The organism is Geodermatophilus sp. SYSU D00710, from assembly GCF_054050195.1.
Genome location: NZ_JBJGYX010000076.1, coordinates 1 through 21,476, shown reverse-complemented (window position 1 = coordinate 21,476; position 21,476 = coordinate 1). Strand labels below are relative to the sequence as shown.

Sequence of the window (21,476 nt, the reverse complement as noted above, 5' to 3'; positions counted from 1 at the left end):
AGGGAAACGCCCGGTACCATTCCGAACCCGGAAGCTAAGCCTCTCAGCGCCGATGGTACTGCCCTGGAGACGGGGTGGGAGAGTAGGACGCCGCCGGACAACCATTCCCCGTGAAGGGCCCTCACCAGCCGGTGAGGGCCCTTCCGGCATTCCACGGACAGGTCGGCGTCCGCCATCCGGTCCTGGTTCCGTCACTGGGGCCGGTGCGGCGCCGATCGACGGCCGGCGTCACCACGGACTCCGCGACGAGGACCCGGTGCCGCGACCGCCGATACGGTGACGTGGTGGACGACGCCGTCGAGCCCTTCGCCGTCGACGTGCCGGCCGAGGCGGTCGACGACCTGCGGCGCCGGCTGCGTGGCACCCGCTGGCCGGAGCCGGAGACGGTCGACGACTGGTCGCAGGGCGTGCCGCTCGGGTGGCTCCAGGAGGTCTGCCGCTACTGGGCCGAGGAGTACGACTGGCCGGCGCGGCAGGCGCGGATCAACGCCCATCCGCAGGCCAGGACGGTGGTCGACGGCCTGCCGGTCCACCTCCTGCACGTCCGCTCGCCGCACCCGGACGCCCTGCCGCTCGTGCTCACCCACGGCTGGCCCGGGTCGGTCGTCGAGTTCCTCGACGTCCTCGGCCCGCTCACCGACCCCGGCGACCCGCAGGACGCGTTCTCCGTCGTCGTGCCGTCGCTGCCGGGGTTCGGCTGGAGTGGGAAGCCGGACACCCCGGGCTGGGGGCCGGCGCGCACGGCCGACGCCTGGGCCGAGGTGATGCGCCGGCTCGGGTACGAGCGGTTCGGCGCCCAGGGTGGGGACATCGGCTCGTTCGTCTCGGCCAACCTCGGCGCCCGCCACCCCGACCGGGTGGTCGGCGTGCACCTCAACATGGTCGTGACCGGCCCGCCGGAGGGGCAGACGGAGTTCACCGAGCGCGAGCAGCGGGCGCTCGAGCGCGAGCGGGCGTTCCGGGCCCAGGCCGCGGCGTACAGCCAGCAGCAGCGCACCCGCCCGCAGACCCTCGGCTATGGCCTCACCGACTCCCCGGCCGGGCAGGCCGGGTGGATCCTGGAGAAGTTCCACGCCTGGACCGACTGCGACGGCGACCCGGTCGCGGCCATCGGTCTGGACCGGCTGCTCGACGACGTCTCGGTCTACTGGTTCACCGCCACGGCGACGTCGTCGGCGCGGATGTACTGGGAGATGGCGCGCGCTCCGGCGGAGCGGGCACCGCAGGTGGCCGTCCCGGCCGGCATCTCGGTGTTCCCGCACGAGATCTTCCAGCCGCCCCGCGAGTGGGTGCAGCGGCAGCTGACCGACCTGCGCTCCTGGCAGGAGCACGGCAGCGGCGGGCACTTCGCGGCGATGGAGCGGCCGGAGGCGCTGGTGGCCGACGTCCGGGAGTTCTTCCGGCCGCTGCGGTAACCGGCGCGACACATCCGGCGGTTAGCGTCCGGATCCCCCACTCCCGGAGGCCCCCGCGTGCACCTCACCCCGCACGAGCAGGAACGGCTGCTGCTGTCCTACGCCGCCGAGCTGGCCCGGCGGCGGCGCGCGCGGGGACTGCGGCTGAACCTGCCGGAGGCGACGGCGATCGTCACCGACCACGTCCTCGAGGGGGCGCGCGACGGCGTCCTCGTGGCGGAGCTGGTGCAGTCGGGGCGCACGGTCCTCACCCGCGACGACGTGATGGACGGCGTCCCCGAGCTGCTCGAGGAGGTGCAGGTGGAGGCGACCTTCCCGGACGGGACCAAGCTGGTGACCGTCCACCAGCCCATCCCGTGATCCCCGGTGAGGTGGTCCCGGCCGAGGGCGCGATCGAGACGCTGCCCGGCGCCCCGCGGATCGAGGTCGTGGTGACCAACACCGGCGACCGGCCGGTGCAGGTGGGGTCGCACTTCCACTTCGCCCAGGCCAACCGGGCGCTCGAGTTCGACCGCGCTGCCGCGCACGGGCACCGGCTCGACGTCGCTGCGGGCACCGCCGTCCGCTTCGAGCCCGGCATCACCCGCACGGTGACCCTCGTGCCCTTGGCCGGCGCCCGCGTCGTCCCCGGCCTGACCGGCCACGGTGGGATCGGCTGATGGTCCGGCTGTCCCGCGAGCGCTACGCCCAGCTGTACGGGCCCACCACCGGCGACCGCGTCCGGCTGGCCGACACCGACCTGCTCGCCGAGGTCGAGGAGGACCGCTGCGGCGGGCCCGGCCGGGCCGGGGAGGAGGCGGTGTTCGGCGGCGGCAAGGTCATCCGCGAGTCGATGGGCCAGGGGCGCGCCACCCGGGCGGAGGGCGCGCCCGACCTGGTGATCACCGGCGCGGTCGTCCTCGACCACTGGGGGGTGGTCAAGGCCGACGTCGGCGTCCGCGACGGCCGGATCGTGGCGCTGGGCAAGGCGGGCAACCCCGACACCATGGACGGCGTCCACCCCGGCCTGGTCATCGGCCCCGGCACCGAGGTGCTCGCCGGCAACGGCCGGATCCTCACCGCCGGCGGCATCGACTGCCACGTGCACTTCATCTGCCCGCAGATCGTGCCGACCGCGCTCGGCTCCGGCGTCACCACGCTCATCGGGGGCGGCACCGGACCGGCCGAGGGGTCGAAGGCCACCACGATCACCCCGGGGGACTGGTACCTGGCCCGCGTGCTCGAGGCGATGGACCCGTGGCCGGTCAACGTCGCGCTGCTGGGCAAGGGCAACACCGTCTCGCAGGAGTCGATGGAGGAGCAGCTCCGCGGCGGCGCCAGCGGGTTCAAGCTGCACGAGGACTGGGGGTCCACGCCCGCGGCGATCGACGCGTGCCTGACCGTGGCCGGGCGGCACGGCGTCCCCGTGGCGCTGCACTCGGACACCCTCAACGAGGCCGGCTTCGTCGAGGACACGCTGGCCGCGATCGCCGGGCGGAGCATCCACGCGTACCACACGGAGGGTGCCGGGGGCGGGCACGCGCCGGACATCATCACCGTCGCCGGGCACCCCCACGTGCTGCCGAGCAGCACCAACCCGACCCGGCCGCACACGGTGAACACCCTCGACGAGCACCTCGACATGCTGATGGTCTGCCACCACCTGGACCCGAGCGTCCCCGAGGACCTCGCCTTCGCCGAGAGCCGGATCCGGCCGACGACGATCGCCGCCGAGGACCTGCTGCACGATCTCGGCGCCATCTCGATGATCGGCTCCGACGCACAGGCCATGGGCCGCGCGGGCGAGGTCGTGCTGCGGACCTGGCAGACGGCGCACGTCATGAAGCGCAAGCGGGGGTCGCTGGCCGGGGACGGCGCCGCGGACAACCGGCGCGCCCGCCGGTACGTCGCCAAGTACACGATCTGCCCCGCGGTGGCGCACGGGATCGACGGCGAGGTCGGGTCGGTGGAACCCGGCAAGCTCGCCGACCTGGTGCTGTGGGACCCGCGGTTCTTCGGCGTCCGCCCGCACGCGGTGCTCAAGGGCGGCGTCATCGCCTGGGCGCAGATGGGCGACGCCAACGCGTCCATCCCGACGCCGCAGCCGCAGCTGCCGCGGCCGATGTTCGGCGCGTACGGCCGGGTGCCGGCGCGCACGTCGCTGCACTTCGTCGCGCCGGCGGCGCTGGAGGCGGGGCTCGGCGACCGGCTGGGGGTCGACCGGCGGCTGGCCGCGGTCACCGACACCACCCGGCTCGGCAAGGCCGACATGCCCGAGAACACCGCCCTGCCCGAGATCCGGGTCGATCCGGACACCTTCACCGTGGCCGTCGACGGCGAGGTGTGGGAGCCCGAGCCGGTGCGCGAGCTGCCGATGGCGCAGCGGTACTTCCTGTTCTGATGTCTTCAGCGCTGCTGACCCTGGCCGACTCGCGGCTGCCCGCGGGCGGGCACGCGCACTCCGGTGGGGTGGAGCAGGCCATCACGGCCGGGCTGGTGCACGACCCGGCGTCGCTGATGGCGTTCCTCCGGCGTCGGCTGCACACGGCGGGCGCCGTGGCGGCCGGCCTCGCGGCCGAGGCGTCGACACTGTCGTCCTCCGGACGACACTGCGGCGGTGACCTGGTCACCCTCGACGCGGAGGCGGACGCGCGGACGCCGTCGCCGGCGCTGCGGGCGGCGTCGCGGCAGCAGGGGCGGGGGCTGGTGCGGGTGGGCCGCCGCGCCTGGCCCTCGCCGGTCTGGGACGCGCTCCCCGCCGCGCCGCACCACCCGGTCGCACTGGGCGCCGCCGCGGCCGCCGGCGGTCTCACCCCGCGGGACGCCGCGGCCGCGGCCGCCTACCTGTCGGTCAGCGGCCCGGCGACGGCGGCGCAGCGGCTGCTGGCCATGGACCCGCTCACCGTCGCCGCCGTCACCGCGCGGCTGGCGCCCGAGATCGACGCCGTCACCGACGCGGCGGTCCGGGAGGGCCTCCCCGCGGACACCGACCCGCTCCTCGACCTGCTGGCCGAGGTGCACGCCACGAGAGGGGACCGCTTCTTTGCCTCCTGACCACGACCTGCAGGACTACGTCGACGCGCCCGCGGCGCACCGGCACGGCGGGCCGCTGCGCGTCGGGCTCGGCGGGCCGGTCGGCTCGGGCAAGACGGCGCTGGCCGCGGCGCTGTGCCGCACGCTCGGCGCGGAGTACGACCTCGCCGTCGTCACCAACGACATCTACACGACCGAGGACGCCGACTTCCTGCGCCGCCACGCCGTCCTGCCCGACGACCGGATCGAGGCGGTGCAGACCGGCTGCTGCCCGCACACCGCCATCCGCGACGACATCACCGCCAACCTCGACGCCGTCGAGCTGCTCGAAGCCCGCCACCCCGGCCTGGAGCTGGTGTTCGTCGAGTCCGGCGGGGACAACCTGACGGCGAGCTTCAGCTACGGGCTGGTCGACGTGCAGGTGTTCGTCGTCGACGTCGCCGGTGGGGACAAGGTGCCGCGCAAGGGCGGGCCCGGGGTCACCGCGTCGGACCTGCTGGTGGTCAACAAGACCGACCTGGCGCCGCTGGTGGGCGCAGACCTCGACGTCATGCGGCGGGACTCGGCCGCGGTGCGCGGGGAGAAGCCGACGCTGCTGATCTCGCTGCGCGAGGACCCGGCCGCCACCGAGGTGGCCGAGTGGGTGCGCGGGCAGGTGCGGGCCCGCCGGCCGCAGCCGGTGTGAGGACCCGGGTCGAGGTCGTCGCGCGGCGCGGCCCGGGCGGCCGCACGGTGCTGCCGGTGGTCCGCGCGAGCGGTCAGCTGGCGGTGCGCCGGACCGGTCCGTCCTCGGTGCACCTGGTGGCGACGGCGTTCGGTCCACTGGGCGGGGACGACGCCGAGGTCCGGCTGGTGGTCGAGGAGGGCGCCACGCTGGTGGTGCGCTCGGTGGCCGCCGCCGTGGCGCTGCCCGCCCGCGACGGCGACCGGCCCTCGGTGCAGCGCGTCGTCGCCGAGGTGGTCGGGGAGCTGGGCCTCCGGCCCGAGCCGACCGTCGTCGCCGCCCGGGCGCACCACCGGTCCGGGCTGACGGCGACGCTGGCGCCGGGCGCCGTCCTCACCGCCACCGAGCAGGTGCTGCTGGGCCGCACGGGAGAGGAGGCCGGCCGCTGGACCGGCACGACGCGGGTCGTCGTCGACGGCCGGCCCCTGCTGCACACGACCGTCGGGCTCGGTCCCGGCGCGCCCGCCTGGCTGCCGCCGGTGGCCCCGCGCGCCTACGCGTCCACGGTGCACGTCGGGCAGGCTGCAGGGGTGTCGACCGGGGAGGACGCCGTCCGGCTGCCGCTGGAGAACGGCTGGGTGGCCACCGCGTGGGGAGCCGAGTTGCACGCCGTGGTCCGCGCGGTGGCGGCCGTGGCGTGAGCCTCGTCGTCCGGGGCCGACGGGTGGTGCTGCCCGACGGAGAGCGCGCCGCGGCCGTGCACACCGACGACGGCGTCGTCACCGGGGTGACCGGCTTCGACGACGTCCCGGCCGGGGCGGTCACCCTCGCCGACGACGAGGTGCTGCTGCCCGGGCTGGTCGACAGCCACGTGCACGTCAACGAGCCCGGCCGCACCGAGTGGGAGGGCTTCGCCTCGGCCACCCGGGCCGCGGCCGCCGGCGGCGTCACCACGGTCGTGGACATGCCGCTGAACTCGGTGCCGGCGACCACCACGCCCGAGGCGCTCCGGGTCAAGCGGGAGGCGGCGGCCGGGCAGGTCGCCGTCGACGTGGCCTTCTGGGGCGGCGCGGTCCCCGGCAACGTCGGCGACCTGCGGCCGCTGCACGACGCCGGCGTCGTCGGGTTCAAGTGCTTCCTGCTCGACTCCGGGGTGCCGGAGTTCCCGCCGCTGGACGACGCCGGGCTGCGCGCGGCGCTGGCCGAACTGGCGACCTTCGACGGGCTGCTCATCGCGCACGCCGAGGACGAGCAGGTGATCGAGGCGGCACCCGGGCCCGCCGGGGCCAGCTACGCGGCGTTCCTCGCCTCCCGCCCCCCGGCGGCGGAGGAGACGGCGATCGGCCGGCTGGTGGCGGCGACGCGGGACACCGGCGCGCGCAGCCACGTCGTCCACCTGGCCGACGGCGACGCGCTGCCGCTGCTGCGGACCGCGCGTGCCTCCGGTGTGCGGATCACCGTGGAGACCTGCCCGCACTACCTGACCTTCGCCGCCGAGGAGGTGCCCGACGGCGACACCGCGTTCAAGTGCTGTCCGCCGATCCGGGAGTCGGCGCACCGGGCGGCGCTGTGGGACGCGCTGCGGGCCGGGGACGTCGACCTGGTCGTCAGCGACCACTCGCCGTGCACGCCCGAGCTCAAGCGGCTCGACGTCGGCGACTTCGGGCTGGCCTGGGGCGGGATCGCCGGGCTGCAGGTGGCGCTGCCGGCGGTGTGGACCGGCGCGCGGGCCCGCGGGATCGGGCTGGCGGAGGTGGTGCGCTGGATGTCGGCGGCGCCGGCGCGGCTGGCCGGGCTGCCGGGGAAGGGCGCGATCGCCGTCGGGAGGGACGCCGACCTGGTGGCCTTCGCGCCGGACGAGCGGTTCACCGTGGGCCGGCTCGAGCACCGCAACCCGGTGACGCCCTACGCGGGCCGGGAGCTCACCGGCGTCGTCCGGCGGACCTGGCTGCGTGGCCGGGAGGCCGACGGCAGCCCCCTCGGCCGGCTGCTCGACCGAGGAGGCCGGTGACGTCAGCTGCCTTGTTCGCCCTCCTCGCGGGCGGCCTGGTCCATGATCTTCGGGTCGTCGGTGGAGCCCCCGGCGGGGTCGGCGTTGCCCAGCGCGGTCTCGGCGGGCATCTGCTGGATGTGGTCGCGGGCGCGCTCGCGCAGGTCGTCGGTGGGTTCGGACACGGGTCCTCCTCGGGTTCTCGCGGACAGCGGCCCCCTACCCCCGCCGTGCGAGAGTGACCCCCGTGACCGACCCGTTCGACCTGCCCGACCTCGCCGTCCGGTCGCAGGGCGGTGCGGTGGTCGCCGCCAACGACGAGTTCTTCGCCGGCAAGGAGAACCTGATCCGTCCCGAGCCCGCGGCCGCCCGCGACGACTTCGGCGCGCGCGGCAAGGAGTACGACGGCTGGGAGACCCGCCGCCGCCGCGAGCCGGGGCACGACTGGGCGGTCGTGCGGCTCGGCATGCCGGGCGTGGTGCACGCCGTCGTCGTCGACACCGCGTTCTTCCTCGGCAACTACCCGCCGCACGCCTGGCTGGAGGGCGCCTCGGTCGACGGTCACCCGCCGGCCGCGGCCCTCGCCGACTCCGACTGGGTCCCGCTGCTGCCGCGCTCGCCGCTGGCCGGCGGCACCGCCAACCGCTTCCCCGTCGAGCCGGGACCGCGGGTGACGCACGTGCGGCTGTCGATCCACCCCGACGGCGGCGTGGCCCGGCTGCGGGTGCACGGCGAGGTCGTGCCCGACCCGCGGCTGCTCGACGCCGGCCCGTGCGACCTGGCCGCGCTGGAGAACGGCGGGCGGATCAGCGGGGTGAGCAACGCCTTCTACGGCAGTCCGCACCAGCTGATCGGCCGCGGCGTCGCCCGGTCGATGGGGGAGGGCTGGGAGAACGCCCGCCGCCGCGACGACGGCAACGACTGGGTGGACCTGACGCTGGCCTGCGAGGGCGTGGTGACCCTCGCCGAGCTCGACACCTCGTGGTTCCTCGGCAACGCGCCGGGTGCGGCGTCGCTGACCGGCACCACCGCCGACGGCCGCGAGGTCGAGCTGCTGCCCCGCACGCCGCTGCAGCCCGACACCCGCCACCGCTTCGTGCTGCCCGGCGACGCCGGCGTCACCCGGGTGCGGATGGACGTCTTCCCCGACGGCGGCATGGCCCGGCTGCGGCTGTGGGGCCGCCCGACCGACGCCGGCCGCGCCGCCCTCCGCCGCCGCTGGGAGGAGACCGCCTGAGCGTGCCGGACCCGATCGAGCTGAGCGAGCACGAGCTCCGGGGCCGGCGCACCGCCGCGCCCCGGCACCGCGCCTCGTAGTCCTGGGGAGAGCCGGAGCGTGTGCGCTCGGGCCGCAATCGGGGACCCGGAGTGCCGCGTCAGCGCACACGCTGATGTGCGGGCGGCCGGCCCTCGGCGGGCCGAGCCGGGTAGGTCCGGGCCATGACGACGATCGCGATCACCGGATCCACCGACGGCATCGGCCGCGCGGCCGCCCGGCGGCTGCTGGCCGACGGGCACTCCGTCGTCCTGCACGCCCGCAGCGAGGCGCGCGGCGCACCGGTCGCCGAGGAGCTCGGCCGGCTCGGCGACGTCCGGCTGGTCACCGGCGACCTGGCCGACCTCGACCAGGTGCGCGCGCTCGCCGACCGGCTCGGGGACCTCGACGTGCTCGTCCACAACGCCGGCGTCTGGCCGCCGGAGGGGGCGTCGCCGAGCCGGCAGGGCCACGAGCTCGCGTTCGCGGTCAACGCGCTCGCCCCGCACCTGCTCACCGCGCTGGTGCGCGACCGGGTGCGTGAGCGCCTGGTCTTCCTCGGCAGCGGGATGGTCGGCTCGGGTCGCGTCGACCCCGGCGACCTCGGCAGCCCGCGGCCGTCGCGGCGCGCCTACGCCGACTCGAAGGCGCTCGACGTCGTCCTGGCGCTGGGCTGGGCCCACCGCCTGCCGCACCTGCGCGTGGGCGCGGTCGACCCGGGCTGGGTGCGCACCAAGCTGGCCTCCCCCGGCGCACCGGGCGACGTCGAGGACGGCGGCGCGCGGGTGGCGCGGGCGGCGGCCGGCGACTGGCCCGGCGGCTACACCGCGGGGAGCCGCCCGGCGCGGACGCCGGGCGCGCTGGAGGACCCGGAGCTGCAGGACCGGGTGCTCGCCGCGATGGACCGCCTGGCCGGGCTCCCGGGCTGAGGCTGTGCGCCGGCGCCGCGATCCCGACCGGGAGATGCGGCGCCGGCGCACCCGCTCACGTGCCGGTGAGGTGCTCCGGGCGCACGGGGACCCGCCGCAGCGGCAGGCCGCTCGCCTCGCGGATCGCCGCCAGCACGGCGGGGCCGGAGGAGATGTTGGGCGCCTCCCCGACGCCGCGCAGGCCGTAGGGGGCGTGCGGGTCGGCGTACTCCAGGACCTCGATCCGCATCGGCGGCATGTCGAGCACGGTCGGGATCAGGTAGTCGGTGAACGACGGGTTCTGCACCCGGCCGTCGCGGACGAGGATCTCCTCCATCACCGCCAGCCCCAGCCCCTGCGCGGTGCCGCCCTGGATCTGCCCGACGACGGCCTGCGGGTTGATCGCCTTGCCCACGTCCTGGGTGCAGGCCATCTCCACGACCTTGACCAGCCCGAGCTCGGTGTCGACGTCGACGACGGCCCGGTGCGCGGAGAACGCGTACTGCACGTGCGCGAAGCCCTGCCCGGTCTCCGGGTCGAGGGCCTCGGTGGGCCGGTGCCGCCACTCCACGGTCTCCTCGACCGCGCCGTCGCCGAGGACGTCGGCCAGCGGCAGCTTCACGCCCTCCGCGTCGGAGACCACGGCGCCGTCGAACAGCCGCAGGTCGGGCAGCGGCCGGCCGGCGACCTGCGCGGCCCGCTCGAACACCCGCCGGCGGACCGCCTCGCAGGCCGCCTTGACCGCGCCGCCGGTGACGTAGGTCTGCCGCGACGCGGAGCTCGAGCCGGCCGAGCCGACGGCGGTGTCGGCGGGGTGCACCACGACGGCGTCCACGCCGAGCTCCGTGCGCGCGATCTGCTGCTCGACGGTGACCAGGCCCTGGCCCACCTCGGCGGCCGCGGTGTGCACGGTCGCCACGGCCTCGCCGCCGACCACCTCGAGCCGCACCCGCGCGGTCGAGTAGTCGTCGAAGCCCTCGGAGAACGCGACGTTCTTGTAGGCGACGGCGTACCCGACGCCGCGCCGCACGCCCTCACCGTGGGTGGTGTTGGAGACCCCGCCGGGCAGGTCGCGCAGGTCGACGTCGTCGCCGGTCGCCGGCTCCGGGGGCAGCGGCATCGCCGTCAGCCGGCGCAGCAGCTCGGCCACCGGCGCCGGGCTGTCGACGACCTGGCCGGTGGGGGTCTCCGAGCCCTGCTCCATCGCGTTGCGGCAGCGCAGCTCCACCGGGTCCATGCCCAGCTCGGCGGCGAGGGCGTCCATCTGCGACTCGTAGGCGAAGGCGGTCTGCACCGACCCGAACCCGCGCATGGCGCCGCACGGCGGGTTGTTGGTGTAGGCGCCGTAGCAGTCGACGTGCACGTTCGGGACGACGTAGGGACCGATGCCCATCGTCCCGGCGTTGCCCACGACCGCCGGGGTGCTCGAGGCGTACGCGCCCCCGTCGAGGAAGATCTCGGCCTTCACGTAGACCAGGTCGCCGTCGCGGGTGGCGCCGTGCTCGTAGCGCATGGTCGCCGGGTGCCGGTGCACGTGCCCGAAGAAGGACTCCTCCCGGTTGTAGGACATCTTCACCGGCTTGCCCGTGTGCAGCGCCAGCAGGGAGGCGTGCACGTGCATGGAGAGGTCCTCGCGGCCGCCGAAGGCCCCGCCGACGCCGGCGAGGGTCAGCCGCACCTTCTCGGGCGGCATGCCCAGCGCCGCGCAGATCTGCCGCTGGTCGACGTGCAGCCACTGGGTGGCCACGTACAGGTCGACGCCGCCGTCGTCGGCCGGGACGGCGAGGCCGGACTCGGGACCGAGGAACGCCTGGTCCTGCATGCCGACCTCGTACTCGCCGGCCACGACGACGTCGGCGGTGGCCGCGGGGTCGCCCTTGCGGACCTTGAGGTGGCGCACCAGGTTGCCGTGCGGGTGCAGGTGGGCGCTCTCCCGGCTGAGCTCGGTGACCTCGGCGGGGGAGTCGTGCACCTGGTTCCAGGTGGGGTGGCCGAGGGCGGTGCGCGCGTCGGTGACCGGCTCCCACACCTCGTAGTCGACGAGGACCCGCGCCGCGGCCCGCCGGGCGGTGTCGGGGTGGTCGGCGGCGACCAGCGCCACCGGCTCGCCCTGGTAGCGGACGACGTCGAGGGCGAGGACCGGCTGGTCGGCGAGCTCGAGGCCGTACACCTTCTCACCGGGCACGTCGTCGGAGGTCAGGACGGCGTGCACGCCCGGGACGGCCAGCGCGGGGCCGACGTCGATCGACCGGATGCGGGCGTAGGGGTGCGGGCTGCGCAGCGTGACGCCCCACAGCATGTCGTCCATCCACAGGTCGCTGCCGTAGGCGAACTCGCCGCGGACCTTGAGGACGCCGTCGGGGCGCTGGGCGTCGTCGCCGATCCCGCCGCTGCCCTTGCCGGTCAGGTGCGCGGGCGCTCCGCTCGGGGCGCGGGTGGGCGTGCTCACCGGGCCTCCCCCGCCATGCGGTCGGCGGCCAGCCGGACGGCGTCGAGGATCTTCTCGTAGCCGGTGCACCGGCACAGGTTGCCGGCGAGCGCCTCGCGGATCTCGGCGTCGGCCGGTCTGCGCCCCTCGGCCAGCGAGCGGCTGACCAGGTCGTCGGTGGCGACCAGCAGGCCCGGGGTGCAGAAGCCGCACTGGACGGCGCCGGCCTCGAGGAACGCCTCCTGCACCGGGTGCAGCTCGCCGGGCGGGGCCAGTCCCTCCACCGTGCCGACCTCGCGGCCCTGCGCCTGGCCGGCGGCGACCAGGCAGGCGCAGACCGGCACGCCGTCGAGGTAGACGGTGCACGAGCCGCACTCGCCCTGCTCGCAGGCGTTCTTCGACCCGGGCAGGCCCATCCGCTCGCGCAGGACGTAGAGCAGGCTCTCGCCCTCCCACACGTCGTCGACCTGCTGCGGTGTGCCGTTGACGGTGCAGCTCAGGCGCACGTCGGGTCTCCCTTCCGGTAGTCGGCCCAGGCCCACGTCAGCGCGCGGCGGGCCATGACCGAGAGCGCGTGGACGCGGTAGCGGGCGGTGCCGCGCACGTCGTCGATGGGGGCGGCGGCCTCGGCGACCAGCTCGCCGAAGCGGCCCGCCGTCGCGGAGGGGAGCTCGGCGCGGGACTCCCACAGCCCGTCGAGCTCGCCGGCGAGGAACTCCTCGGCGGCGGGCGCGCGCCGTGGCGTGGGGGCGGCCGACCCGATGCCGGTGCCGACGGCGCGGCGGTCGGGGTGCAGCGCCAGCCCGAACGCGGCGACGGCGATGACCATCGCGTTGCGGGTGCCGATCTTGCTGTACTGCTGCGGCCCGGCGGGCGGGGTGATCCGGACGGCGGCGATGAGCTCGTCGTCGGCCAGCGCGGAGCGCTTGACGCCCCGGTAGAACTCCGTCACCGGGATGCGGCGGCTACCGCGGACCGACGCCACCTCGACCTCGGCGCCGGCGGCCAGCAGCGCGGGGTGGGCGTCCCCGGCCGGGGAGGCGGTGGCCAGGTTGCCGCCGACGGTGCCCCGGTTGCGGATCTGCGGCGAGCCGATGGTGCGGGCGGCCATCGCCAGCCCGGGCAGCCGGTCGCCGAGCTCGGTGATGACCCGGGAGTAGGGGACGCCGGCGCCCAGCCGGACCGCGCCGTCGTCGGTCTCCCACCGCTGCAGCTCGGGGACCCGGGTGAGGTCGAGCAGCAGCGGCGGGCGCAGCCGGCCGAAGTTGATCGCGACCATGACGTCGGTGCCCCCGGCGATGGGGACGGCGTCGCGGTGGGCGGCCTTGGCCTCCAGCGCCTCCTCCCACGTCGCGGGCTGCAGGAACTGCATGGTCACTCCTCGTCGGTGTGCGGGACGGCCACGGTAGTCGCGGTTGGTGTCGACCGGGCTGCACGACGTCGTGTGCCGGCTCGACCCACCCCCGGCGGGGTGGGCAGGATGCCGCGGGTGGAGACCGCCGACCTGCTGGTGCACGACGCCGAGCTGCTGACCACCGTCGACGACGACCGGCGCGAGATCGCCGGCGGGTGGGTCGCGGTCACCGGCGGGGTGGTGAGCGGGGTGGGCGGGCCCGGCGACCCGCGGCCGGCCGCCGTCCGCACGGTCGACGCGCGCGGCTGCCTGGTGACGCCCGGTCTGGTCAACACCCACCACCACCTGTACCAGAACCTCACCCGGTCCTTCGCCCCCGCACTGACCGGCGGGCTGTTCGAGTGGCTGGTGACGCTCTACCCGCTGTGGGCGCGGCTGGACGAGGAGGCCGCGTACGTGTCGGCCTACGTCGGGCTCACCGAGCTGGCGTTCGCCGGCTGCACCACCTCGACCGACCACCTCTACGTGCACCCGCGCGGCGCCGGGGACCTGATCGGCGCCGAGGTGCGGGCGGCGCAGGACCTCGGGGTGCGGTCGCACGTCACCCGCGGGTCGATGTCGCTGTCGGTCAAGGACGGCGGGCTGCCGCCGGACTCCGTCGTCCAGGACGACGACGAGATCCTCGCCGAGTCGGAGCGCCTGGTGCAGGCCCACCACGACCGTTCGCCGCACGCGCTGACCCGGCTGGCGCTGGCGCCGTGCTCGCCGTTCAGCGTGTCGACGGAGCTGATGACCCGCACCGCGGAGCTGGCCGAGCGGCTCGACGTCCGGCTGCACACCCACCTCGCCGAGACGCAGGACGAGGACGCGTTCTGCCTGGAGCGCTTCGGCCGCCGACCGGTCGACTACCTGGCCGACGTCGGCTGGATGACCGACCGGGTGTGGCTGGCGCACGTGGTCTGGCCCTCGCCCGCCGAGGTGGCGCGGCTCGGCGCGGCGCGGGTCGGGGCGGCGCACTGCCCGTCGTCGAACATGGTGCTGGGCAGCGGGCTGGCGCCGGTGGCCGAGCTGCGGGCGGCCGGGGCGCCGGTCGGGCTGGGCGTGGACGGGTCGTCGTCGGCCGACGCGGCGTCGCTGTGGCTGGAGGCCCGCACGGCGATGCTGCAGGGCAAGCTGCGGCACGGCGCCGCGTCGTTCTCCGCCCGCGACGCGCTGGAGATCGCCACCCGCGGCGGCGCGGCCTGCCTCGGCCGCACCGGCGAGATCGGGCAGCTGTCGGTGGGGGCGTGCGGCGACCTCGCCGTCTGGCCGCTGACCGGGCCGGCGTTCGCCGGGGCGCTGTCGGACCCGGTCGAGGCGTGGCTGCGCTGCGGGCCGGTGGCCGCGCGGCACACCGTCGTCGGCGGGCGGTTCGTGGTCGAGGACGGCGTGCCGGTGCACCCCGGTCTCGACGAGCAGCTCGCCGTCCACCGCACGGTGTCGCAGCGCATCCAGGCGGCCCTGAGCGAGGCATAGGAAGCCATCCGCACGTATCGACGGCGGGCACGTGCGGAGAGCTTCCAATGCCTCGTCACAGGGCGGCGGCGAGGGCCTCGAGGTCGTCGACGGTGCCGTCGACGTGCGGCGACACCCGCAGCACCCAGCCGGTCAGCTCCGCCGGCGCGCGGCCGGGCTCGATCGCCGTGGTGACGATGCCGTGCTCGGTGAGCAGCCGGGCGCGGGTGGCGACGACGTCGACGCCCTCCGGCGGGCGCAGCGTGGTGGTCGCCGTCGGCTCGTCGAGCGGCTCCACCACCTCCCAGCCCGCGGCGCCGTCGAGCACCTGCCGCCCGGCCCGGCCCAGCGCCGCCAGTCGCTCGCGCACCCGGTGCGGTCCGGCGGCCAGGTGCTCCCCGACGGCCAGGACCAGCCCGACCCGCCCGGCCACGTGCGCCTCGCCGCTCTCCAGCGCCCGCAGCGGCGGGAGGTCGGCCGGGGCGGGCAGCACCGGTACGAGCTGCGCGGTCACCGCCGGCCACACGCACAGCAGGCCGACCCCGCGCGGGCCGGCCAGCCACTTGCGGGAGGTCGAGTAGACGACGTCGGCACCGAGGTCGACGTCGACGTGGCCCAGCGACTGCGCCGCGTCGAGCACCAGCGGCACCCCGTGCGCCCGGCACAGCCGCGCCACCTCGGCGGCGGGCTGGACGACGCCGCGGTGGCTGGCGACGTGGGTGAGGTGCACCAACCGCGGCGGGTCGACGGCCAGCGTCCGCTCCAGCGCCTCGAGGTCGACGCGCCCGTCGCCGTCGACGGCCAGGTGCTCCAGCGTCAGGCCGGCCGCGCGCAGCATCGCCGCGTTGGGCGCGTACTCACCGGGCAGCAGGGCCACCCGGGCGCCGGGCTCCAGCGGCCACGCCGCCAGCAGCGCCGCGAGCGCGGCCTGCGCCGACTCGACGAAGACGACGTCGGCCGCGGCCATGCCGACCAGCCCGCCGATGACGCTGCGGCCCTGCTGCAGGAGGTCCCCGGCGGTCGCCTCGGCCACGTAGCCGCCGAGCTCGGCCTCGTGCCGCGCGTGGTGGGCGACCGCCTCGAGCACCCGGTTGCTCTGCCGGCTGCACGCCGCGGTGTCGAGGTGGCGGCCGGCCGGCCGGGGCCGCGCGGTCCGCCAGGCGTCGGCGAGGTCGGCGTGCGGCAGGCGGAGGTCGAGCGCGGTCACACCCCCGACGCTAGGACAGCTGCCCGCGGGCGATGGAGGAGCCCGAGTGCGCCGGGTCGCCGTCGAGCGGCTCCACCGAGACGTCGACCACCGGGTACTCGCCGAGGTCGAGGCCGGCGGGCAGCTCGAACTCCTCGGTGCCCGGGCGGACGACGCCGAGCGGGACCAGCCCGGTCACCGACTCGGTGAGCAGCCAGGCCTCGTAGTAGCCCTCGGACGGCGCGTCGGCGGCGAGCTCGACCCGCAGCACGCGCGTGCCGTCCTCCCGCTCGACCACCGACGCGCTGCCGGTGGCGCCGCTGTCCTCGAGCGGGTCGAGCACCGCCGCGGCCACCGCGACGCCGTCGTCCTCGCGGCCGGCGAGCGCGACCGCACCCGCGCCGACGCCGAGTCCCACGACGAGCGCCGCGGCCGCGGCCAGCAGCAGGCGGGACCGGCGTGGCCGCAGCGGCACCACCGGCGCGACCGGTCCCGGCTCCGGGTCGGCCGGACCGGCGGCCAGCGGCACGGGCGGGACGTCGGGCACCGGCCCGGCGGGCGGCGCCGACGCCGCGACGACGTCCGGGCGCGGCGCGGTCGCGACGCCGGTGGCCGCGGCGATACCGGCCCACCCCGCCGGCGGCGGGGCCACGGGCGGGCCGGGATCGGCGAGCTCGGGGACCGCGAGCACGTCGACGGCGCGGCGCAGCCGGCCCAGCTCGCGGGTGCAGTCGGGGCAGCCGGCCAGGTGCGCCGTGGCGCCGTCGTCGAGGGGCTCGCGGAGGGCGGCCAGCGCGAGGTCCTCAGGCGTGCAGTGCGGCACCGTCCACCTCCAACCGGTCGCGCAGGCGCTCGAGGGTGCGCCGGATGTGGCTCTTGACCGTCCCCAGCGGCAGGCCGGTCCGCTCGGCGATCTGCGAGTGGGTGAGGTCGGCGAAGAACGCCAGCTCGATGATGCCGCGCTGGGGCTGGCCCAGGCGGTCCAGCTCGCCGAGCAGCAGCACGCGGTCGGCGACGGTCGCGTCGACCGGGGCCGGGCCGGCGGTGGGTGACCGCGCCTCGGCCACGGCCGCCTCGGCGGCGCGCCGCTGCCGGTCGCGGCGGGCCCAGGTGTCGGCGATCTTGTGGCGGCAGACACCGGTCAGCCAGGCCGGCAGCGGTCCCTGCTCGGGGCGGTAGCCGGCGCGACCGGTCCAGGCGGAGACGAACACCTGCTGGGTGACGTCCTCGGCGTCGGGGCCGGGACCGAAGGCGCGCACCGCCATGCCGTGCACCCGGGCCGCCCAGCGCTCGTAGGCCCAGGCCAGCGCCTGCTCGTCGCCGGCGGCGAACCGGCGGGCGACCTCGTCGTCGTCGGGCTCGGCCGCGCCGTACGGCGCCGGCTCCGCCTCGGTGCTCACCCGCCCGACCCTAGGCGACCGGCGGGCGGATCGGGGTGGCCTCCCTGCAGGGTCCCGCTGCGAGCGTGCGAGCAGTGGGGGGCAGGGAGGTCCTTCAACCGTCACGGCGCGGGCTCCGCCACGACGACGACGTTGTCGCGGTACGCACCGATCTCGGGGAGGAACGGTCCGCCACAGGTGACCAGCGTCAGCCGCGGCGGTCCGTCGCGGCGGAAGAGGACGTCGACCGGCAGCGCCTGCTTGTCCAGCACCTCCCGGGAGACCACCCGCCAGCGGGTGACGGCGCCGGCGGCGTCGGTCACGACCACCTCGTCGCCGGGCTCGGTCCCGCGCAGCGCCGCCATCGCCCCGAGGCCCTGCTCGGCGTCGTCGACGTGCCCGGCGACCACCGCCGAGCCGGGCGCACCGGGCAGCGGGCCGAAGCGGTACCAGCCGGCCCGGCCGACGTCGTCGGGGAGGGCCATCTGCCCGTCGGGCGCGGTGCCCACCGGGTCGACCGGGACGTCGAGCCCGCGCGCCGGGACGGTGACCCGCGCGGGCGGCACGACCTCCGGCGCGGGGCGCGGAGCGGCGTCCCGGACGGTCACGGCAGGGGCCGGCGGAGCGGGCGCCCCCGCGGGGGTCTCCGCGGGGGCGCCGAGCGCCTGCTCGACCGGCGCGCCCGCCGCCGCCGGGGGCCGGGTCAGCGCCCACGCGGTGGGCGTGCCCACCGCGAGGGCCAGGCCCAGGGCCACACCGGCGGCAGCGGGTCGCACGTCGGTCCCTCTCGTCAGGCGCGGCTGCCGGCCAGCCGGCGGGCCGCCACGGCGGCACCGGCCAGGCCGAGCGCGGACAGGCCGAGCAGCGGCAGGGGCAGGCCGTCGTCGGCGAGGCCGGCGCTGCCGCCGGGGACGCCGGACGGCGCCGAGTGGCCGCCGGAGACCGTCTGGACGGCCAGCTCGTAGCCGGCCTCCTGCGAGCCCCAGGCGTAGACGACGGTGGTGGCGCCCTCGGTGACCTCGAGGTCGGCCGGGCCGAGCGCGACGGTGTCGGTGCCGGCCAGGACGACGTCGGCGCTGACCGTGCCCGCCGGGACGGTGAGCGCCGCCTCGTCCGGGTTGGTCAGGTTCGGGGCGACCACCTGGCCGCCGGCGCGGACGTCGACCGCCGGTGCGGCCGCGGTGTGCCGCACGACGACCCGGCCCTGGCCGGCGGGCACCTCGGAGGTGTCGTTGACGAACGGCGTCAGCGCGGGCTGGCCCTCGGCGGTCAGGTGCGCGACGACGGTGGCGTTCGCCCCGGCGGGCACCGAGACGCCGTTCGCCGACAGCAGCGGCGAGCCGGACCCGTCGGGCGCGTCGGCCGGGAAGAGCGCGAGGTCGTAGGACCCGGCCGGCAGCGACAGCGGGTCGGTGAGGGTGCCCGGCTGGAAGTCGTCGATCAGCCGCTCGCCGTTGGCGTACACGTCGACCGGGGTGTCCGGTACGCCGTGCAGCACGGAGACGGTGGCGGTGTCGTTCGCCGAGGCGGGTGCGACGCCGAGCGCGAGCAGCGCGCCGGCTCCGGCGACGGTGGCGAGGCCGAGGGTGCGGGTCCGGGTCACGGGTTCCTCCGGTGTCGGGGAGTGCTGACACCGCCTCTTCCGGCGTTCCCGCAGGTCCGGATGCAGTCCTCCGGGAAGCCCGCGCTCAGCACCCGATCGTGTGAACGGATCGGGCGCGCGGGAGGATGACCCGGTGACCGCGCCGCGGGACCGGGACGACCGCGGGCGGGCCCGCAACGCCCGCCCGCGCGACGCGCTGGGCCGGCCGCTGCCCCGCGGTGCCGAGGGCGTCGAGCGCGCGCCCGAGGGTGTGCCGCGGACGCCGGACGAGGCGATCGCCGAGGCCCAGCTCCTGCTCGACGCCGGCCGTCCCTTCCACGCCCACGAGGTGCTCGAGGACGCCTGGAAGGCCGCGCCCGACGCCGAGCGGCAGCTGTGGCGCGGGCTGGCGCAGCTCGCCGTCGGGCTGACCCACGCCGCGCGGGGAAACGCCCCCGGCGCGGCGCGGCTCGTCGAGCGGGGGGCGGTCAACGTCGCGCCCTACGTCCCGGCACCGCCGCACGGTCTCGACGTCGCCGGGCTGCTGGCCTGGGCGCGCGAGCCGGTCTCGGCGGATCGGCCGTTCCGGCTGCGCGGCGCTGGTCCGGCCCGCTGACGCGCGGCAGACTGCGGTCGGGGAGGGCGGCGATGAAGAGCTTCGAGGCGGCCACGCGCATCGACGCGGGCCCGGACGAGGTGTGGCGGCACCTGGTCGACGTCGGCACCTGGCGGGACTGGGACTCCGGCGTCGACCGGGTCGAGGGCCGGGTCGCGCTCGGCGAGCGGCTGACGCTGTACGCCACCATGATCCGCAGCCGGCCGTTCTCGGTCACCGTGACCGAGCTGCGGCCGGGGGAGGCGATGCGCTGGCGCGGCGGGCTGCCGTTCGGCCTGGCGGTCATCGAGCGCACCTACCAGCTGGACCGGCAGGACGACGGCGGCACCGTGCTCACCGTCCGCGAGGACCAGACCGGCCCGCTGGCGTGGGTGACCGAGCGCTCGACGCCGGACCTCAACCCGTCGTTCCGCCAGTTCTGCGCCGGCCTGAAGGCCCGCGCCGAGCGGTCGGCCCAGCGCTCGGGCTGACCGGGCACCTCCGCGACAGTGCCCGGGGACCTGGGCGCCGTGACCTCGGCCACAGGGCGCCGGTCCGCCGGTGCCACGATGGGACGGTGAGCACCGACACGTCGCCCGCCACCGCCACCGGTGACAGCTCGCCGGACGACCCGGCCGCCGCGCCGCGCGGGCCGGTGACCTCGGCGTCCTACTCGATCACCGTCCGGCTGACGGCCGACGGCGACCCCGCGTCGATCGGCCGGATCGCCACCGCGGTGGGCACGGCCGGCGGCGCGGTGACCGCCATCGACGTCGTCGACTCCCGGTCCGACGGGCTGACCGTCGACGTCACCTGCTCGGCCGCCGACGCCGCCCACTCCGAGGAGATGGTGGACGCGCTGCGCGCCGTGCCGGGCGTGGCCGTGCGCAAGGTCAGCGACCGCACCTTCCTGCTGCACCTGGGCGGCAAGCTCGAGGTGGCCTCGAAGGTCCCGCTCAAGACCCGCGACGACCTGTCGATGGCCTACACGCCCGGGGTGGCGCGGGTCTGCCTGGCGCTGGCCGAGCACCCCGAGGACGTGCGCCGGCTGACCATCAAGGGCAACACGGTCGCCGTCGTCACCGACGGCTCGGCCGTCCTCGGGCTGGGCGACCTCGGGCCCGGCGCGGCCCTGCCGGTGATGGAGGGCAAGGCCGCCCTGTTCAAGCGGTTCGCCGACATCGACGCCTGGCCGATCTGCCTGGACACCAACGACGTCGACGAGATCGTGCGCGCCGTCGAGCTCATCGCCCCCGGCTTCGGCGGCATCAACCTCGAGGACATCGCCGCGCCGCGCTGCTTCGAGGTGGAGGCCCGGCTGCGGGAGCGGCTCGACATCCCGGTCTTCCACGACGACCAGCACGGGACGGCGATCGTCGCGCTGGCCGCGCTGCGCAACGCCCTGCGCGTGGTGGACAAGCGGCTGACCGACGTGCGGATCGTCGTCGCCGGGGCCGGCGCGGCGGGGACGGCGATCGTGCACCTGCTGCTGGAGGCCGGTGCCCGGCACGTGCTGGTGTGGGACCGCGAGGGCATCCTCTCGCCCGACGACGAGCGGCTGACCCCGGCCAAGCAGGCCCTGGCCGCGCGGACCAACCCCGGCCGGGTGCGCGGCGAGCTGCCCGACGCCCTCGCCGGTGCCGACGTCTTCATCGGGGTCAGCGCGGGCAACGTGCTGCCGGTCGAGGCGCTGGCCGCGATGGCCGAGCGGGCGGTGGTCTTCCCCATGGCCAACCCGACGCCGGAGGTCGACCCGGTGCGGGCGCGGCACCACGCGGCGGTGGTCGCCTCGGGCCGCTCGGACCTGCCCAACCAGATCAACAACGTGCTGGCCTTCCCCGGGGTGTTCCGCGGCCTGCTCGACGCCCGCGCCACCGAGATCAGCACGGGCATGCTGCTGGCCGCGGCCGAGGCGCTGTCGGCGCTGGTGCGCGACGACCAGCTCAACGCCAACTACGTCATCCCGAGCGTCTTCGACCCGGCGGTGACGCCGGCGGTCGCCGCCGCCGTGGCCGACCAGGCGCGCACCGAACCGGGCGCCACCGCTCCGGTCACCGACCGCACCAGCCTCACCGGCTGACCCCAGGGCCGGGGGGGGGGGGGGGGGGGGGGGGGGGGGGGGGGGGGGGGGGGGGGGGGGGGGGGGGGGGGGGGGGGGGGGGGGGGGGGGGGGGGGGGGGGGGGGGGGGGGGGGGGGGGGGGGGGGGGGGGGGG

General features: G+C 76.7%; 23 protein-coding genes and 1 rRNA gene. 15 read left to right on the top strand and 9 right to left on the bottom strand.

Going from position 1 to position 21,476, the window contains the following annotated elements; genetic code table 11:
* From rrf to allB, 9 genes are all read left to right on the top strand, one after another.
* Positions 1 to 99, top strand: a 5S ribosomal RNA gene (gene rrf, locus ACI78U_RS22710); the annotation flags it as partial.
* A gap of 185 nt (positions 100 to 284) precedes the next feature.
* On the top strand, positions 285 to 1,415 hold the full coding sequence (locus tag ACI78U_RS22705; protein WP_456877668.1) for an epoxide hydrolase family protein: 1,131 nt from the start codon (positions 285 to 287) through the stop codon (positions 1,413 to 1,415).
* A gap of 57 nt (positions 1,416 to 1,472) precedes the next feature.
* Positions 1,473 to 1,775 (top strand): urease subunit gamma, encoded by a 303-nt coding sequence (locus tag ACI78U_RS22700; RefSeq protein ID WP_456877667.1) that lies wholly within the window; start codon positions 1,473 to 1,475, stop codon positions 1,773 to 1,775.
* Positions 1,772 to 2,074: an urease subunit beta gene (locus ACI78U_RS22695; protein ID WP_456877666.1), complete on the top strand. Its 303-nt coding sequence runs from the start codon at positions 1,772 to 1,774 to the stop codon at positions 2,072 to 2,074. The genes ACI78U_RS22700 and ACI78U_RS22695 overlap by 4 nt, the downstream gene beginning before the upstream one ends.
* Positions 2,074 to 3,795 (top strand): urease subunit alpha, encoded by a 1,722-nt coding sequence (locus ACI78U_RS22690; RefSeq protein ID WP_456877665.1) that lies wholly within the window; start codon positions 2,074 to 2,076, stop codon positions 3,793 to 3,795. The genes ACI78U_RS22695 and ACI78U_RS22690 overlap by 1 nt, the downstream gene beginning before the upstream one ends.
* Positions 3,795 to 4,448, top strand: a complete 654-nt coding sequence (locus ACI78U_RS22685; RefSeq protein WP_456877664.1) for an urease accessory protein UreF — start codon at positions 3,795 to 3,797, stop codon at positions 4,446 to 4,448. Before ACI78U_RS22690 ends, ACI78U_RS22685 begins: the two co-directional genes overlap by 1 nt.
* Positions 4,438 to 5,112 carry an urease accessory protein UreG gene (gene ureG / locus ACI78U_RS22680; RefSeq protein WP_456877663.1) on the top strand — a complete coding sequence of 225 codons (675 nt, stop codon included), beginning with the start codon at positions 4,438 to 4,440 and terminating at the stop codon, positions 5,110 to 5,112. The genes ACI78U_RS22685 and ureG overlap by 11 nt, the downstream gene beginning before the upstream one ends.
* Positions 5,109 to 5,792: an urease accessory protein UreD gene (locus ACI78U_RS22675; protein WP_456877662.1), complete on the top strand. Its 684-nt coding sequence runs from the start codon at positions 5,109 to 5,111 to the stop codon at positions 5,790 to 5,792. Before ureG ends, ACI78U_RS22675 begins: the two co-directional genes overlap by 4 nt.
* A complete protein-coding gene (gene allB, locus ACI78U_RS22670; RefSeq protein ID WP_456877661.1) occupies positions 5,789 to 7,102 on the top strand; it encodes an allantoinase AllB in 1,314 nt (437 codons plus the stop codon). Before ACI78U_RS22675 ends, allB begins: the two co-directional genes overlap by 4 nt.
* Positions 7,103 to 7,104: 2 nt before the next feature.
* Here the strand turns inward: allB and ACI78U_RS22665 are convergent, their stop codons facing one another.
* Entirely contained in the window at positions 7,105 to 7,266 is a 162-nt protein-coding gene (locus tag ACI78U_RS22665) for a hypothetical protein (RefSeq protein WP_456877660.1), read from the bottom strand.
* Positions 7,267 to 7,328: 62 nt separating this feature from the next.
* On the opposite strand from ACI78U_RS22665, the gene alc reads away from it, so the two are divergent.
* Positions 7,329 to 8,318, top strand: a complete 990-nt coding sequence (gene alc, locus ACI78U_RS22660; protein ID WP_456877659.1) for an allantoicase — start codon at positions 7,329 to 7,331, stop codon at positions 8,316 to 8,318.
* 203 nt (positions 8,319 to 8,521) lie between these two features.
* Positions 8,522 to 9,265 (top strand): SDR family NAD(P)-dependent oxidoreductase, encoded by a 744-nt coding sequence (locus tag ACI78U_RS22655; RefSeq protein ID WP_456877658.1) that lies wholly within the window; start codon positions 8,522 to 8,524, stop codon positions 9,263 to 9,265.
* Between the two features lie 55 nt (positions 9,266 to 9,320).
* Here ACI78U_RS22655 and pucD read toward each other — a convergent pair whose 3' ends face one another.
* The 3 genes from pucD to ACI78U_RS22640 are packed head-to-tail and all read right to left on the bottom strand — an operon-like array spanning position 9,321 to position 13,044.
* Entirely contained in the window at positions 9,321 to 11,693 is a 2,373-nt protein-coding gene (gene pucD, locus ACI78U_RS22650) for a xanthine dehydrogenase subunit D (RefSeq protein ID WP_456877657.1), read from the bottom strand.
* Positions 11,690 to 12,178 carry a (2Fe-2S)-binding protein gene (locus tag ACI78U_RS22645; protein ID WP_456877656.1) on the bottom strand — a complete coding sequence of 163 codons (489 nt, stop codon included), beginning with the start codon at positions 12,176 to 12,178 and terminating at the stop codon, positions 11,690 to 11,692. The genes pucD and ACI78U_RS22645 overlap by 4 nt, the downstream gene beginning before the upstream one ends.
* A complete protein-coding gene (locus tag ACI78U_RS22640; protein ID WP_456877655.1) occupies positions 12,169 to 13,044 on the bottom strand; it encodes an FAD binding domain-containing protein in 876 nt (291 codons plus the stop codon). Before ACI78U_RS22640 ends, ACI78U_RS22645 begins: the two co-directional genes overlap by 10 nt.
* A 117-nt stretch (positions 13,045 to 13,161) precedes the next feature.
* Between ACI78U_RS22640 and ACI78U_RS22635 the strand changes: the two genes are divergently transcribed.
* Positions 13,162 to 14,541, top strand: coding sequence for an 8-oxoguanine deaminase (locus tag ACI78U_RS22635; RefSeq protein WP_456877654.1), 1,380 nt, complete (start codon positions 13,162 to 13,164; stop codon positions 14,539 to 14,541).
* Positions 14,542 to 14,596: 55 nt separating this feature from the next.
* Here ACI78U_RS22635 and egtE read toward each other — a convergent pair whose 3' ends face one another.
* The 5 genes from egtE to ACI78U_RS22610 form a co-directional block, all read right to left on the bottom strand.
* Complete coding sequence (gene egtE, locus ACI78U_RS22630) at positions 14,597 to 15,727, bottom strand: ergothioneine biosynthesis PLP-dependent enzyme EgtE (protein WP_456877653.1); 1,131 nt, start codon at positions 15,725 to 15,727, stop codon at positions 14,597 to 14,599.
* Positions 15,728 to 15,737: 10 nt separating this feature from the next.
* The gene (locus tag ACI78U_RS22625) at positions 15,738 to 16,529 is read right to left on the bottom strand and encodes an anti-sigma factor (protein WP_456877652.1); all 792 of its coding nucleotides are present in this window, start codon (positions 16,527 to 16,529) and stop codon (positions 15,738 to 15,740) included.
* Entirely contained in the window at positions 16,510 to 17,106 is a 597-nt protein-coding gene (locus ACI78U_RS22620) for an RNA polymerase sigma factor (protein WP_456877651.1), read from the bottom strand. The genes ACI78U_RS22625 and ACI78U_RS22620 overlap by 20 nt, the downstream gene beginning before the upstream one ends.
* A 101-nt stretch (positions 17,107 to 17,207) precedes the next feature.
* Positions 17,208 to 17,861, bottom strand: coding sequence for a class F sortase (locus ACI78U_RS22615; protein ID WP_456877650.1), 654 nt, complete (start codon positions 17,859 to 17,861; stop codon positions 17,208 to 17,210).
* 14 nt (positions 17,862 to 17,875) lie between these two features.
* Positions 17,876 to 18,688, bottom strand: a complete 813-nt coding sequence (locus ACI78U_RS22610) for a DUF4397 domain-containing protein (RefSeq protein WP_456877649.1) — start codon at positions 18,686 to 18,688, stop codon at positions 17,876 to 17,878.
* Positions 18,689 to 18,821: 133 nt separating this feature from the next.
* Between ACI78U_RS22610 and ACI78U_RS22605 the strand changes: the two genes are divergently transcribed.
* The 3 genes from ACI78U_RS22605 to ACI78U_RS22595 all read left to right on the top strand — a co-directional run bounded on the left by ACI78U_RS22605 (position 18,822) and on the right by ACI78U_RS22595 (position 21,342).
* The gene (locus ACI78U_RS22605; protein ID WP_456877648.1) at positions 18,822 to 19,283 is read left to right on the top strand and encodes a DUF309 domain-containing protein; all 462 of its coding nucleotides are present in this window, start codon (positions 18,822 to 18,824) and stop codon (positions 19,281 to 19,283) included.
* 32 nt (positions 19,284 to 19,315) lie between these two features.
* On the top strand, positions 19,316 to 19,753 hold the full coding sequence (locus ACI78U_RS22600; RefSeq protein WP_456877647.1) for an SRPBCC domain-containing protein: 438 nt from the start codon (positions 19,316 to 19,318) through the stop codon (positions 19,751 to 19,753).
* Between the two features lie 86 nt (positions 19,754 to 19,839).
* Positions 19,840 to 21,342, top strand: a complete 1,503-nt coding sequence (locus ACI78U_RS22595; protein WP_456877646.1) for a malic enzyme-like NAD(P)-binding protein — start codon at positions 19,840 to 19,842, stop codon at positions 21,340 to 21,342.
* Positions 21,343 to 21,476 lie beyond the last annotated feature (134 nt).

What these genes read in the sequence shown, in the direction of transcription:
- ACI78U_RS22600 (WP_456877647.1), top strand. Translation starts at nt 19,316, where the DNA reads ATGAAGAGCTTCGAGGCGGCCACGCGCATCGACGCGGGCCCGGACGAG.
- ACI78U_RS22640 (WP_456877655.1), bottom strand. Translation starts at nt 13,044, where the DNA reads ATGCAGTTCCTGCAGCCCGCGACGTGGGAGGAGGCGCTGGAGGCCAAG.
- ACI78U_RS22690 (WP_456877665.1), top strand. Translation starts at nt 2,074, where the DNA reads ATGGTCCGGCTGTCCCGCGAGCGCTACGCCCAGCTGTACGGGCCCACC.
- ACI78U_RS22655 (WP_456877658.1), top strand. Translation starts at nt 8,522, where the DNA reads ATGACGACGATCGCGATCACCGGATCCACCGACGGCATCGGCCGCGCG.
- ACI78U_RS22685 (WP_456877664.1), top strand. Translation starts at nt 3,795, where the DNA reads ATGTCTTCAGCGCTGCTGACCCTGGCCGACTCGCGGCTGCCCGCGGGC.